This window comes from Paraplanobispora takensis, assembly GCF_016863195.1.
Classification (GTDB): domain Bacteria; phylum Actinomycetota; class Actinomycetes; order Streptosporangiales; family Streptosporangiaceae; genus Planobispora; species Planobispora takensis.
The window spans coordinates 109,717-122,795 of record NZ_BOOK01000027.1 but is presented as its reverse complement, the minus strand read 5'-3'; the positions used below and the strand labels follow the sequence as shown (position 1 = coordinate 122,795).

Sequence of the window (13,079 nt, the reverse complement as noted above, 5' to 3'; positions counted from 1 at the left end):
ACGGCCAGACCGGCTTGCGCTTGGGCGGGCCGCTCTGGGGATACCAGGGGCCGCCCGGGCCCTGCTGCCCGGGGGGGAACTGCCGGGTCGGGTCGTGCGGCTGCTGGCCGTACGGCTGCTGCTGCTGCTGGCCGTAGGGAGGAAGCTGCTGGCCGTACGGCGGCTGTTGCTGGCCGTAGGGCTGGTTCGGTTGCTGCCAGGAACCGGCGGGCGGCTGTCCAGGCCCACCAGGGGGCTGCTGGCCTTGAGGTTCCTGCGGAGATGATGGAGGCCACATGAACGTAACCGTTCCCTTTGTCGGTCTCTGGAGCGTTCCTTGAGGATATGTGCTCCTGGCATCAGGACGGTCTCGTTAGTGGTACAACCGTCCCCGGACTTCACCATTCTCCGACGTACCCCCGCCGAAAAGGAATTCGGCGGGGGTGGAACCGGTTTCGCCGAGGTCGGACGGCTCAGCGGTGAACAGCGCCGGATGTCCGTTCGCAAGCCGCACCCGAATGTCATGCAACAGAACACGGGTCACCTGCGTCCCTGTGTTCGTGGAGTTCGCAGACTTCGTGGCCGCGCGGGCGGATGCGCTGTACCGGTACGGCTACGTCCTCACCGGTCACGCCGAGGACGCGGCCGACCTCGTACAGGAGGCGCTGCTGCGCCTGGGCGACGCGTGGCCGCGGGTGCAGCGGCGGGACGACCCCGAGGGGTACGTCCGCACCACCATGGCGCGCCTGCACATCAGCACCTGGCGGCGGCTGCGCCGGGAGCGCCTGGTGGCCGAGGTGCCGGAGAAGCCGTACACGCAGGACGGCTTCTCCGGTGACGCGGGGCTGTGGCACGAGCTGAAGGGCCTGCCGCCGAAACAGCGGGCGGTGCTGGTCCTGCGGTACTACGAGGGGTTGCCGGACCAGGAGATCGCCGAGCTGCTCGGCGTCTCTCGCGGGACGGTGCGCAGCCAGGCGGCGCGGGCGCTGGACAAGCTCAGGGTACGGGTGGCGGAACTGGAGACGGGGCGAGTGCGATGAACCAGTCCGGGGACGGGACGGGGCCGATGGGCGGCAGGAGCGAGGCGGATCTCGTCCGCACGCTCGCGAAGGCGGCGGACGCCGCGCCGGAGCCGGTCGGGGACCTGCTCGGCGTGATCGAACGACGTCGTGTACGGCGCACGCGCAGGCGGGCGCAGTCGATCCTCGCGGTCGCCGCGGTGATCACGGTGATCGGCGGCGGCACGGCGGTGGCGAGGGGGGTCTTCCCCCACAGGGGCGGGGAAGGCCCGATCCTCGCCGACGCCACCGCGACCGCGGTGACGTCGGAGAAACCCAGGCCCACGCCCACGCCGTCGCGGTCGGGGACGAAGGCGCCGGGCGCCTCCATCCGCCCGGCGGCCGAGGTCTGGCCGGCGGCGGTGTCGAAGATCCCGGCGAAGGCGGCGGACGGCTGGAAGTACCGCCCGATCACCGCGCTGAGCGCCACGGAGCTGCTGCTGGCCGCCGAGTCGTCCTTCGAGAAGGCGGGCCGGCTGGAGGTCTACGACACCGGGAGCGGGAGCCGTACGGTGCTGGCCGAGACGCCCGGCCCCGAGGGGGTGAAGGGGTATTTCGCGCAGAGCTTCGACGTGGGGGCCGAGCACGTCGTGTGGTACGGCGAGACTCCCAACAACGGCGACAAGTGGGCCGACTTCTGGGTGGTGCCCCGGTCGGGCGGTACGGCACGGCAGGTCGGCGAGGTCACGGGGGAGCAGTCCGAGGTGGACGCGGTCGGGGTCACCGCCGACTCCGTGGTCTGGTCGGTGGACAAGGGCGGGGTCTACCGCATGCCGCTGGACGGCGGGACTCCGGAGCGGATCGAGGGCACCGACGGGCTGCACCTGGTGTCATGGCCGTGGGCCGCCGACGTCGGCGAGCGCGATTTCCGGAAGCCGCAGACCAGGCTGGTCAACCTGGAGACGATGCAGGTCACCGAAGTGAAGGCCCCGGACGGGCTGACGGCGTTCGACTGCGGCCTGGAATGGTGCTTCGGCTCGGGGGACGGCGAGGACGACAGGGCCGTCGTGGAGCGGGCGGACGGTTCGCAGCACAGGACCCTGCCCGGCCTGGGGGCGCTCGGCGGGGACATCGTGCTCGCCCGGGACATGGGACTGTTCCACATCTCCGGCGTGGTGGGCCTGGACGGGCGGGGCGAGGAGATCGAGGATCACCATGTTCCTCTGCTCGCGTTGTACGACCCGCTCACCGGGACGCTGGCCGGGGCCGGGAGACGCGACCCGAAGGGGGGAGGCTACGGTCGCGGCACCTCCTCCTCACCCACCTCGATCATCTATTGGGACGACGACCGGAGGACCGTGGAGAAGTGCCGCATGGTCGAGGCCGACACCGCCCCCGCCTCCCGGCCGTCCGGGGCCCCCGCTCCCACCGGGAAGATCAAGAGCTGCGAGACGACAGAGGAGGGCGGCGGGAAGGAATTCACCGTCGTGAACCTTCTCGCGATCCCCAGAACGGAATAAAGTTCCGGATATGAGGATCTTCGCGAACGTCCAGGAGCTCAAGGCCGCCGTCGGCGAGCAGTTCGGCCCGACCGAGTGGCGGACCGTGACCCAGGAGCAGGTCAACCTGTTCGCCGACGCCACCGGCGACCACCAGTGGATCCACGTCGACGTCGAGGCCGCGGCCAAGGGCCCGTTCGGCGGGACCATCGCCCACGGCTATCTGAGCCTGTCGCTGCTGCCCTCGTTCATGATGGAGCTGGTCCGGGTGGACGGCCTGGCCATGGGCATCAACTACGGGCTCGACAAGGTCCGCTTCCCCACGCCGGTCCCGGTCGGCTCGCGGGTCCGGGCCCGGGGCGAGCTCGTGGACCTGAAGGGCACTCCCTCGGGGTACCTGTCGAAGCTGCGGATGACCGTCGAGGTCGAGGGCAGGGACAAGCCCGCCTGCGTCGCCGAGACGCTCTCCCTCTACGTCCCGGCGGAGAGCTCCTGAGCGAGGATGGCGGCCTGGACGCGGCTGCGCAGACCGAGTTTGTTCAGCAACCGGCTGACGTGGGTCTTCGTGGTCGCCTCCGCCATGTCCAGCTCCCGGGCGATCTCCGCGTTCGACAGCCCGCGGCCGATGCACTCCAGCACCTCCCGCTCCCGCGGGGTCAGGTTCTCGACCTGACGCGGCATGCTCGGCGGTACGGCGGAGCCGAAGGCGGAGATCAGCCGCCGGGTGACCGACGGCGCGATGAGGCCGTCACCCCGGGCGACCACCCGGACGGCGTCCACCAGCGCGTCGGCGTCGGTGTTCTTGAGCAGGAACCCGGCGGCCCCCGCGCGCAGCGCCCCGAACACGTACTCGTCGATGTCGAAAGTGGTCAGGATCAGCACGTCGGCGACCCCGCTCAGCTCGCGCGTCGCCGAGATCCCGTCCAGCTTCGGCATCCGGATGTCCATCAGCACCACGTCGGGCCGCTCGCGCACGGCCATGGCGACCGCCTCCTCCCCGTCCGAGGCCTCGCCGACGATCTCGATGTCGTCGTGACCGCCCAGGATGAGAACGATCCCGGCGCGGACGGCCGCGTGGTCGTCGGCGACCAGAACACGGATACTCACGGGGTCTCCCGGGGTTTCACGACGGGGCGCCGGCAGGGGAAGCAGCGCCGGGAAGTGCGGCGTCGGGGAGCACGCTGCTGGGGAGTACGGCGCGCACGCGCCAGCTCGCGCCGTACGGCCCGCTCTCGACGAGACCGTCGACGAGCGCGGCACGTTCCCGCATGCCGACGATGCCCGCCCCGGCCCCGGGAAGCCCGGACCGGTCTTCGGCGACGGGGTTGTCCACGGTGAGCACGACCTCGTCCGGCCGGTAGCCGACCACCATGTCCGCCTCCCTGCCCCCGTGCTTGAGCGCGTTGGTCAGGGCCTCCTGGAGGATCCGGTAGCCGGCGAGGTCGACCGGGGCGGGCAGCTCCCTGACCTCGCCGTCCACGCGGAACCGTACCTCCAGCCCCGCCTCCCGCGCCCGCTGCGCCAGCCCCTCCGCCTCGGACAGCCGCAGCCGGACCGCCTCGGCCTCCTCGCCGTCCTGCCGGAGCAGCCCGATCATCGAGCGCATCTCCGCCATCCCCTGGACGCTGTTCTCCCGGACGGACTCCAGCACCCGCCGCACGGTGGCCGCGTCCAGGTCCTTGCGCGACAGCACGGCCGTGGACTGGATGGCGATGGCACTGAAGTGGTTGGCGATCATGTCGTGCAGTTCCCGGGCCATCCTGGCCCGCTCGGCCTGCACCGCCGCCTTGCGGTCCAGCTCCGCCAGGCGCGCCACCTGCTCGGCCCGGGCCCGCTCGGCCACCGCCTGGTCCTCCAGTTGCCGCATGAACAGCGCGGTGAGGACGGGGGTGACGCCGACGAGGCCGGCCTGCACCAGCGAGACGGCGAAGACCGCGAAGTCCCTCAGCATGAACCCGGCCACCGCGCCGCCGACCACGGCGATGACCGAGGTGATGGTGAGCATCCACCGGCCCAGCGGGCGCGGGCCGTACCTGACGGCCGCGTAGAGGTTGTCGGTGACGATCAGGATGGTGCCCAGGGACGGCCCCAGCACGAAGTCGCCGATGAACGCCACGACCCCGAGCGCCAGGCAGAGGATAGGCCGGCTCCGCCGTACCGCGACTCCCAGGCACGTGATCAACAGCGGGCCGATGAGCAGGTAGGAGGGCGTCACCCGGGGGATGTAGGCGTTCGCGAGGATCAGGCTGAGGCCGACGGCGAAGGACGCCACCGCACACAGCACGTCGTTGCGTCTCACCCGTTCCACCAATGTCTCCAGCGGGCCCGGGTGTCCGATCCACGAGGCCCGTTTCATGCCATCCATCCCATCACCGCTGAGCACTCCTTTTGTCCAGCTGAAGTGTGGTCTGTCGTACATACAAGGATGTATGCGGATTCATCAGTGCGATCGTTGTCCCGGCCCGGACGCCCGATGACCATGGTCATATGATTTTGGGGATAATCATCGCCTGCGAGATCGGGTTCTGGGTCCTGCTGGGACTCGGGCTCGCCTCCCGCTACCTGTGGCGCAGGAAACGGCTCAGCACGGTGCTGCTCATCTCGGTGCCGCTGCTGGATCTGGTCCTCCTGGCCGCGGCGGTGATCGACATGCGCGGCGGCGCCGAGGCCGGCTGGCACCACGGCCTGGCCGCCGCCTATCTGGCCTACTCCATCGTCTTCGGCCACCGGACGATCAAATGGGCCGACGCGAAGTTCGCGCACCGCTTCGCCGGCGGACCCGAGCCCTGGAAGCCGCCGCCGGGCGGCATGGCCAGGGCGCGCTACGAGTGGATCGTGTGGCTCAAGATCCTCCTCGCGTACGGCATCGCCTGCGGCCTGCTGTTCGGATTGATCTTGCTGGTCGACGAGCCGTCCAGGACGGAGGCACTGGTCCAGATCATGAGGGATCTGAGCAGAATCCCGGTCATCGCCGCCATCTGGCCGGTGAGCTACACCCTGTTCCCCAAGAAGACCCCCGAGCCCTCGGCCGCCCCGTCCCCGGATGCTCCCGCCTCCCGGCCGACCGTCTGATGGCTCAAGCACCCATGTACGGTCTGGTAGAGTTCTCTCTGTCGCCGATCACCCCGGGTGCTCGGCACGAGGCAAGCGGCCGTAGCTCAATGGATAGAGCATCTGACTACGGATCAGAAGGTTAGGGGTTCGAGTCCTCTCGGCCGCGCCACACGAGGGCCCAGATCATCAGTTGATGACCTGGGCTTTTTCGTGTTCTGGATCACCTGCCGGTGTCCGGTGGTGTCCGGCTGTCATCCGTTGGCTCCGGTTGATCGTGCCGAATACGTGCCGAAGTTCGGGTGGGCGGGAGGAGCCCTCTGGGGTCGCGGTTCGACTCTCTCCCTGTCCGAAGCTGGTGTGTTCGAATCTTGCAGTCAAGAGGATGGCACGTATGGCCTGGTCCAGTAGCTGTTGTGTCAGTAGACCGTCAAGTTGTTCGAACGATTAGGCAACAGTGTTATCACTCCGTGACGGAATCAGTTGACCTCGGTTCCAAGATGCCGTGTACTGATATAGGCCAGTGAAAAGAGGTCCAGGGGACCTCTTCCCGCAGCAGTTGGGGGGATAGCTGGCCTTTAACTTGCCCTCCCCCAGGGCTTGAAGCAGGTCTTCAGTGTGGGTTCAACCGCTTCCATGAAGGCGCTATCTCCGCGCTCCAGGTTCCGCTGGACGGCCCACAGCCCGTAGTCGGCAACCTGAAGCCCCCAGCTTGTCGAAGACTCCCAGTGGCAAACCACGACCTCACGGTCCTGAGGTCCGTGATCTTCGCAGACCTCCTTGATCGCACTCTCGAACGCCCTCTTCCTCGCTGCTGTGCCAAGGGTGGCAACGACGACGTAGAGCGTGTCGCCCGGATCGGTGACCTGCTTGGCGATCTCCTTGAAGTGCAGGTACCACGCCATGCGATACAGATACAGCTCGCCCTTGCTCTTGACGTGGGAGTAAGCCTTCTCCTTGGCCAGGAAGGTGGCGTCAAACCGGGGCTGCTGAGCCTTGATCACATCGTAGACCTCCGTGCGGGTGCGGTAGTTGTCGTTTTTGGCGTGATATCCCCTGGGGAAGGCAAGGCCCGCTCGGGCGTGTGCAAGCCTGAGGCGCTGTCCCTGTCCGAGTGCGGCATCATGATCACCGTTGAAAGTTGCGGTTCCAATGCCGAAGTACTTCGAGCCGCCGCCGGCGATGTTGTAGTCGAGGTTGCCGGTCTCGTCGGTATACATGAACACCTCAGACATCGTTCGCCTTACCAGGTAGTGAGTCTCGGTATGTTCCGCCCAACGGCTATCACGATGGGTCTGCTTGCGTCCCCGCACGTTGGTGTGGTGCGACCCCGCACCTCGTAGAACCGAGACGTTATCTTGCGTTCCCCCAGGTGAAGGCCCCTGTGAAAATCGTGGCATCTAGGGCTTGTGAACGCAACGTGACTTGTTGACTCCCCTGTGGAAAACCTGGGGACAAGGTCCAGATTGTGGTGGATTGACTGTGGAGGGGGTTGGGGACCTTTTGTCTATGTCTGGGGATGATCGGCTGATCGACCAGGTCAAGGCATAGAAGTGATCGAATCGGACTGTGGATTAAAAAGATTCGAGGGAAGCTTGCGAGTCTGTCATTTGACCTAGCCGATGCCGCTTAAGCCAGGTGGTCAAGACGGTTCGGTGGTAGACGACTTTCGCCTCAGCACCTCACTGATCCGGCGCATGGACACCTCGTCCTGGCCTACGAGGCACTTGGCGTAGGTACGCAAGAGCACTTCCACGCTGTTGCCTGCCCATTCGGCCACCTGCTTCGGTGAGACGCCCGCGTTGAGCCAGGTGGACAGACAGGCATGCCGAAGGTCGTAGACCCGCTTGGCCAGCGGTGAACCGTACTCCTCTGGGCTGAGAGCGGCTCGACGTGCCTTATCCCAGACGCGTTGGATGGTGCTGGTGGCCAGTACACCACCGTGAGCACCGTGGAAAACCAGCCCGTCCGGACCGGCGCCGAAGGTCTTGAGGTGCTCACGGAGGATGGTGACGAGTTCAGGGGCACAAGGGACCGGGCGACTCTCCCCGTCAGGGCGGTGCTTCAAGCCGCGGTCGTCGCGTTGTTCGCCGGTATCGGTCCATGCTCTGCCCGCGTCCGGTGTTGCCCTGCTGAAGTACAGCTCTCCCCAGACATCCGGGACGTCCGGCAGGGTCAGATTCTTCTCGCGGAGGTTGACGGCCTCCTCGGGGCGCAGACCGGCGAAGTAAATGACGGCGAAGAACGGCATGAGTAGGGGGCCGCTCGGTTTCTGCGCCTGTACGGCTTGCAGCAGAGCACGAGCTTGGTCGGGGTTGACGACGGATTGCCGGTCCACTTGGGAAGTGCTCTTGCTTGTCTTCCATTTCAGGTCGGGGAGGGGGTTCCTGCTGAGGAGCTTCATCTCCACGGCGTGGGCCATAGCGTTGGACAGGATGGTGCGGTGCTTGCGCGAAGTACTCGCGGCAGCGCGCTTGCCGTCGAGTCGAGACGTGGCAGCGTTGAGCAGTGCCCGCGCGGTGGAGGGCGTCATGAGCGTGGAAACCGGCAGGCTGTTGCGTTTCACCCACGTCAGGACATCAGTGGTTCGCTCCGGGCAGTTCTCGCGCTCCTTGGTGTTGAACCCCCAGCGACGGAGCGCGGTCCGGACTTCTTTGGCGCTGTAAGGGCATGTTGTGCCGTTCAGCATCGCGGGTGTGGCCAGTGCCAGTGCATAGGCGATGCCGGCGCGGTGCTTGGCGGATGCGTCTTTCCACTTCATGTCCACGTACGCACAGGCAAAGTCGTACCAGTTCATTTCCGCCTGACTCGTGCGGCCCCATGAGATGGGTTCGCCAGCATCCAGGCTGAACGCTTCGCCCTTGCGGGCGGCGGACACCAGGCTTGACCGGAAGGACTCGGCTTGCGTGCTGTTGCGAAATGCCTTCTTCCAGGGCTTGTTGCCGGTCTTCCAACGGACGTAGTAGGTGGTGACCTTCGCACCCTTGTAGACCTCGGTCTTGTAGACACGAGCGTCGTAGGTGATGTTCTGCATCAGGCGGCGTCCTCCAGGGTGGTAAGCCAGCGGTCCAGGTCGGTACGGCGGATGCGTAGGTCTCCGTTGGGGAGCTTCAGGCAGCGCGGGGCGCGTCCCTTGGCTCGCCAGTCGTAGAAGGTGGATCGGGAGATCTGGAGTTCGTCGCAGAGTTCGGCGAGGGTGAGCGTCCCTCGTGGCTTGGCCGTGGCCATGGGTGGGTCTCCTTGCGCAGTGGTATGGGCAGGGCCGGAATGGCGGGCGGGTGCGCTTCTACTGCGGAGGGCTGAAACATCTCCGCATCTCCGCATCTCCGCAGAAGTGTCGTTGAGCTGGGGCGATGCGTGCGGAGACAGAAGATTCTGGAGTGACTCCATCTCCGCAAACGGGGGGTCATCTCCGCAAAATCTGCGGAGATGCGGAGATAACAGATCGGTAACTGCTTCTATCTCCGCAGCTGTTTCCGCTGGTAGAGGGCCGGTCTGCGGAGATGCGGAGATGCGGAGATGTTTCAGCGCTTCTCCGACTCGTTCAGGCATGGCACTCGACCCAAAAGGTGTTTCGGTCGCCGCGGTCGTTCTTGGCCGAGCGGATCACGTAGTCCCCGCGCCACCGCCCGACCTGGCCGGTCAGCAGCCGGCCCAGAGCCAGAGCATTGGGCAGGCGACCGCTGTGGGTGGTGATGAACTGGCCGTCCCAGCGGTCGTGTTCGTCGAGTCCAATGCGGTCGGGTTCGCCGGAGCGGCGCAGTTCGGCGGCGGTCATCGGTGTTGCGCCGTGCAGGGCATGCCAGCAGGCCAGGAAGGCCCGCCAGCGGGTTTCGTCTTCGTCGATGTCGCGCACATCGGCGGCATTGCTCAGAAAGCCGTCGATGTGGTGATGCGCCAGGAAGCCGCCCAGGGCGTGTGCCCAGGGGGTGAATTGGCGCATCGACAGCCCGCAGGCGCGCGGGGCGCCATGGTTGGTCCAGTCGAGAACGAGGATGAGCAGGTGCCACAGCACGGTGTGCTGGTTGGCCGGGACGGTGATCCATTGGTCCAGGTGCGGGATGCCGAACTGGCTTTGATCACGCTGTTCGGGCCGGGGCATGTTCGGATCCAGGTGCACCCGCACGGTGCGCGAGGCCATGTCCCCGCCGACTTGGAGGTTGTTGCCGGTGGCCATCCACAGCCGGTCGTTGACGGTGGCCACGTTGCGCGAGGCCCCGAGCTGGCGATCCGACCAGACGCCGGCGGTGACCAGCAGGGCCAGGGTGGGTGAGTCGATGACGGTGCCTTCGGCCAGGTTGTCCCACACGACCACGCCGACCTGTTCGGCCAGCACCGCGGTGATGCTCTTGCGCAGTTCTTCTTCGGTGTAGGCCCACGGCATCACGCGCTGGCCATACAGCATGCCGGGGCCGCCGGTCAGGATGGACTTGCCGGAGGCGGGCATGGTGGCATCGATCAGGGCGAACGGGGTCAGCGAGCGGGTGAAGTGCCGCAGGATCGGGGTGGCCAGCAAGGCGATGTAGTTGGCTCGATCGGCCGGGCTGGCCCAGGGGAAGTCCCGCAGGAAGCGATTGAGCAGGAAGTCGCGGGCGGTGTGCACCTGCTCGGGGGTGGGCCGCTCGGGCACCGGTGGCAGCGCCACCTTCGAGGCGAGATACAGCCCCGTGGCCGGGTCGTAGCCGGGGTGCTGCAACAAGGTGCCGTCGCGGCGCAGCACGGGGGCGCCGATCACCCCGCGCAGCGGCGGCACCCCGGGCCAGGTCTTGCCGGCCAGCACCGAGGAGAGGATCTCCCGGGGCGGGGTGACCTCTTGTTCATACATCTCCATCCCGCCGTCGCTTTTGCGCGAGCGCAGTTGGTAGACGTAGGCGTGTTCGGCCAGCAGACCGGCCAGCGTGGCCGGGGTGATCGGGCTGGCGGTGACGGGCAGGGGGGAGTCCTCATCGGCGGCCGGGTTGACCTGGCCGCCGGAGACGGTCTCCATGTGCACCAGGGCGCCGCCGCAGACGTAGGTGTCGGGCAGGAGCTTGCCGGTCAGCTCGGCCTTGAGGACACGGATGGTTTCGGGTCCGGAGCCGACTTGCACCCGCGTGGAGCCGTTCATGCGGGCACGCTTCGGGGCCGAAGGGCGCCGCGCCGGAAGCCCGAGCGGATGGTCTTGCGGGCCGGGCCTGGCGGGTAGCCGATGCGCGCTGCAGCCTCCAGCAGGAGGGTTTCAACGGTGGCCGCATCCAGGGCGCCACCGGCCACGAGCTGTCCCAGGGAGGCGGCGGCGCCGTACAGAGTGACGTTGCGGTTGCCCTCGCAGGCAGCGGCGATCTTTTCCAGGCTCGCGCAGATCGCGGTATCCAGGTAGGCGCCGCGGCGCCCGGAGAGCACCGGCAGCACGACGGGCCGGGGCGGCGGTAACGGCGCGGGACGGAGCCGTTCGGCCAGCCAGGCCGGGAGCGGCGCCGGGGGCACGGCGTGTAGCACCTCATAGATGCCTGCCCCGTCCGGCAGGTCCACGATGCTGCCGGGGCCGACGACGTAGCCGCCATCGGCGCGGGTGTCGATCAGCCAGCCCAGGCCGGTGCCGCGCTCGCCGGAGGTGTTGCCCAAGACGATGTCGTCGGGGGCGGTGAAGTACAGGTGCAGGCCGCCGCGGCGGGTGCGCACGGTGAAGGTCTCCCAGGGCACCGGTTGGCCGGCCTGGTCACAGATCAGGGCGAAGACGTCGGCGCCATCGCCCACGCCGGGAAGGTTCCAGCGGGCGGGCGGGTGTTCGTCGGGCTTGGGCATATCCAGGTCGATGACGACCAGGTGAGAGGGGCCGGTGGCGATGCCGACGTTGTAGCGCGTTCGGGTCCAGCAGCGGCGGATGGTCTGCGGGTCGGTGGTGTGGCGCTGCTTCCACGGCCAGTCCTTGAGCGGGACCTTGTCGCCGGGAACGAGGGGGAAGACGTGCCAGCCGCGGGCGGCGGCGGCCAGCGCGTAGCGAAGCTGTGGGGTGCTCACAGGAGTCTCCTTCAAAACAGGGCATCCGGGACGGGCACGGCGCGGGTGCGGGCACGGCGGCGTTCGGCCAGTAGGGCGGCGTGGCAGGCGTCGCACAGCACCATCAGCTCCGCCGTCGGGAGCGTCGCGGCCCGGGTGAGAGGCACATCGGCGCGCGGCACGATGTGCAGCGGCTTTTCAGGGCTGCGGACGACCAGGCAGATGCCACCGGTCGGCTTGTGGGGCCGTCCACAGCTTGTGGACGAATCGGTGCGGCACTGGCAGGCCACGGCCGCGCGAAGGACGAGATCGGCAAGACGATCGGTGCTCATGCCGCCCACCTCGCTTCTGTGGTCAGGGCGGCGGCGACGGCGCGGCCGATGTGCAGGGTGTAGGCGGGCGGGATGGCTTCGGCCAGTTCGCGCCGCACGTCGGTCCAGTCGATGCCCATCGCGGTCTGCCATTCGGCGATCGAGCCTTTGCCGCCGCCCTCGCCGTAGACGGCGAGCATGTCGCCGTCGTGGAAGCGACCGTGCCGCCAGCCGCGCACCCGGTGCCCGGCGTGGCTGGGGTGGGCGGGTTGGGGCACGGCCAGGCCGTGCAGCTCGAACTGTCGATGCCGAAACACGCGCAGGGGCGGGAACATCAGCCCGCACAGCAGCAGGTCACAGCGCATGCGGGCGCGGCCGATCGGGTTTTCGATGATCCATGGGCGGCCGGTGGACAGCAGCGCCGTACGGGTGGCGGCCAGCAGGCTGCGGTGGGTGCTGCGGCCCTGGTTGGTGCCGGCCGTCAGGGTGCAGTCGGCCTGACAGGGCGGGCAGGCGCCGATGATGTCGAAGTCGGTTCCGTGCTCGCGCACGAAGGCCAGGGCGTCGCCTTGGACGAAGGTGAACGGGTAGTTGGGCTGGGGGGCGATGTCCACGCCGGTGACCTCGAAGCCGGCCAGGTGGTAGCCCATGGAGGCGCCGCCGGCGCAGCAGAACAGGTCCAGCAGGCGCAGACCGTTGGGCTTGCGCCGAGGAAGCGCCGGAGGGGTGGACAGGATGCTCATGCGGTCACCTCCGGGCCGATGCAGGGCGGTGTCTTGCCGCCGTCGTAGTTGTCGGTGTAGGTCCCGTCGGGAAGGCGCCACTCGGTGAACCAGCGGCGCCCGTACGGGGAGGGGCGCTTTTGCGCGTGGGTGCCGCACTCGGTGCAGGTGGCGTTGTAGGCGTCGCGGCGGGTCCAGCGGTGGCGCCTGCTGGCCGTGGGGGCGGTCATCGGGTGCCGTCCCGGTGCATGCGGCGGAAGTGCGTATAGAGCTGCCAGCCGATGCGGGGGCGCATCCCGGTGCCGGAGCAGGCGCGGCAGGTGCGGTTCTTGCCGCCGGGAGCGCACCGGGCGCAGCGTCCCCATGGGGAGGCGAGACAGAAGCCGATGTAACAGAAAGTGACGATGGGTAGGCAGAGGACTAGTAGGACGATGGCGCTTGCCATGAGGGCCTCCAGGGCCGATTTTCGGGGTTTTCGCAGGTCGCGCTCTAGGCGCTAGGTCGCTGGTAGATCGGGAAATCGGGCTCTAGGCGGGCCTC

Annotated in this window: 15 protein-coding genes and 1 tRNA gene; 6 read left to right on the top strand and 10 right to left on the bottom strand. The window is 67.9% G+C overall.

The features are described from left to right. Nucleotides 1–94 precede the first annotated feature (94 nt). The 4 genes from Pta02_RS18610 (at nucleotide 95) to Pta02_RS18595 (ending at nucleotide 2,972) form a co-directional block, all read left to right on the top strand. Nucleotides 95–265 (top strand): hypothetical protein, encoded by a 171-nt coding sequence (locus tag Pta02_RS18610; protein ID WP_203876127.1) that lies wholly within the window; start codon nucleotides 95–97, stop codon nucleotides 263–265. 274 nt (nucleotides 266–539) lie between these two features. Beyond that, nucleotides 540–1,019 carry a SigE family RNA polymerase sigma factor gene (locus Pta02_RS18605; RefSeq protein ID WP_239130869.1) on the top strand — a complete coding sequence of 160 codons (480 nt, stop codon included), beginning with the start codon at nucleotides 540–542 and terminating at the stop codon, nucleotides 1,017–1,019. Further along, nucleotides 1,016–2,497 (top strand): TolB-like translocation protein, encoded by a 1,482-nt coding sequence (locus tag Pta02_RS18600; protein ID WP_203876125.1) that lies wholly within the window; start codon nucleotides 1,016–1,018, stop codon nucleotides 2,495–2,497. Before Pta02_RS18605 ends, Pta02_RS18600 begins: the two co-directional genes overlap by 4 nt. A gap of 10 nt (nucleotides 2,498–2,507) precedes the next feature. Then, the gene (locus Pta02_RS18595) at nucleotides 2,508–2,972 is read left to right on the top strand and encodes a MaoC family dehydratase (protein WP_203876124.1); all 465 of its coding nucleotides are present in this window, start codon (nucleotides 2,508–2,510) and stop codon (nucleotides 2,970–2,972) included. Here Pta02_RS18595 and Pta02_RS18590 read toward each other — a convergent pair. After that, entirely contained in the window at nucleotides 2,948–3,583 is a 636-nt protein-coding gene (locus tag Pta02_RS18590) for a response regulator (protein WP_203876123.1), read from the bottom strand. The two genes, Pta02_RS18595 and Pta02_RS18590, sit on opposite strands and share 25 nt — an antisense overlap. A gap of 16 nt (nucleotides 3,584–3,599) precedes the next feature. Further along, the gene (locus tag Pta02_RS18585; protein ID WP_203876122.1) at nucleotides 3,600–4,784 is read right to left on the bottom strand and encodes a sensor histidine kinase; all 1,185 of its coding nucleotides are present in this window, start codon (nucleotides 4,782–4,784) and stop codon (nucleotides 3,600–3,602) included. A gap of 179 nt (nucleotides 4,785–4,963) precedes the next feature. Here Pta02_RS18585 and Pta02_RS18580 point away from each other — a divergent pair, with 179 nt between their 5' ends. Together Pta02_RS18580 and Pta02_RS18575 are read left to right on the top strand one after the other, a co-directional pair. Further along, on the top strand, nucleotides 4,964–5,548 hold the full coding sequence (locus tag Pta02_RS18580) for a hypothetical protein (RefSeq protein ID WP_203876121.1): 585 nt from the start codon (nucleotides 4,964–4,966) through the stop codon (nucleotides 5,546–5,548). 75 nt (nucleotides 5,549–5,623) lie between these two features. Further along, a tRNA-Arg gene (locus Pta02_RS18575) sits at nucleotides 5,624–5,699 on the top strand. Between the two features lie 406 nt (nucleotides 5,700–6,105). Here Pta02_RS18575 and Pta02_RS18570 read toward each other — a convergent pair. The 8 genes from Pta02_RS18570 to Pta02_RS18535 all read right to left on the bottom strand — a co-directional run bounded on the left by Pta02_RS18570 (nucleotide 6,106) and on the right by Pta02_RS18535 (nucleotide 12,769). Then, nucleotides 6,106–6,762 carry a DUF3800 domain-containing protein gene (locus Pta02_RS18570; RefSeq protein ID WP_203876120.1) on the bottom strand — a complete coding sequence of 219 codons (657 nt, stop codon included), beginning with the start codon at nucleotides 6,760–6,762 and terminating at the stop codon, nucleotides 6,106–6,108. Nucleotides 6,763–7,169: 407 nt separating this feature from the next. Continuing rightward, nucleotides 7,170–8,561 (bottom strand): tyrosine-type recombinase/integrase, encoded by a 1,392-nt coding sequence (locus Pta02_RS18565; RefSeq protein WP_203876119.1) that lies wholly within the window; start codon nucleotides 8,559–8,561, stop codon nucleotides 7,170–7,172. Then, entirely contained in the window at nucleotides 8,561–8,755 is a 195-nt protein-coding gene (locus Pta02_RS18560) for a helix-turn-helix transcriptional regulator (protein WP_203876118.1), read from the bottom strand. Before Pta02_RS18560 ends, Pta02_RS18565 begins: the two co-directional genes overlap by 1 nt. 316 nt (nucleotides 8,756–9,071) lie before the next feature. Beyond that, complete coding sequence (locus tag Pta02_RS18555; RefSeq protein WP_203876117.1) at nucleotides 9,072–10,634, bottom strand: hypothetical protein; 1,563 nt, start codon at nucleotides 10,632–10,634, stop codon at nucleotides 9,072–9,074. Beyond that, nucleotides 10,631–11,527, bottom strand: coding sequence for a bifunctional DNA primase/polymerase (locus Pta02_RS18550; RefSeq protein WP_203876116.1), 897 nt, complete (start codon nucleotides 11,525–11,527; stop codon nucleotides 10,631–10,633). The genes Pta02_RS18555 and Pta02_RS18550 overlap by 4 nt, the downstream gene beginning before the upstream one ends. An 11-nt stretch (nucleotides 11,528–11,538) precedes the next feature. Then, nucleotides 11,539–11,838, bottom strand: coding sequence for a hypothetical protein (locus Pta02_RS18545; protein ID WP_203876115.1), 300 nt, complete (start codon nucleotides 11,836–11,838; stop codon nucleotides 11,539–11,541). Next, complete coding sequence (locus tag Pta02_RS18540; protein ID WP_203876114.1) at nucleotides 11,835–12,560, bottom strand: DNA cytosine methyltransferase; 726 nt, start codon at nucleotides 12,558–12,560, stop codon at nucleotides 11,835–11,837. The genes Pta02_RS18545 and Pta02_RS18540 overlap by 4 nt, the downstream gene beginning before the upstream one ends. Continuing rightward, complete coding sequence (locus tag Pta02_RS18535; RefSeq protein ID WP_203876113.1) at nucleotides 12,557–12,769, bottom strand: hypothetical protein; 213 nt, start codon at nucleotides 12,767–12,769, stop codon at nucleotides 12,557–12,559. The genes Pta02_RS18540 and Pta02_RS18535 overlap by 4 nt, the downstream gene beginning before the upstream one ends. Between the last annotated feature and the right edge of the window lie 310 nt (nucleotides 12,770–13,079).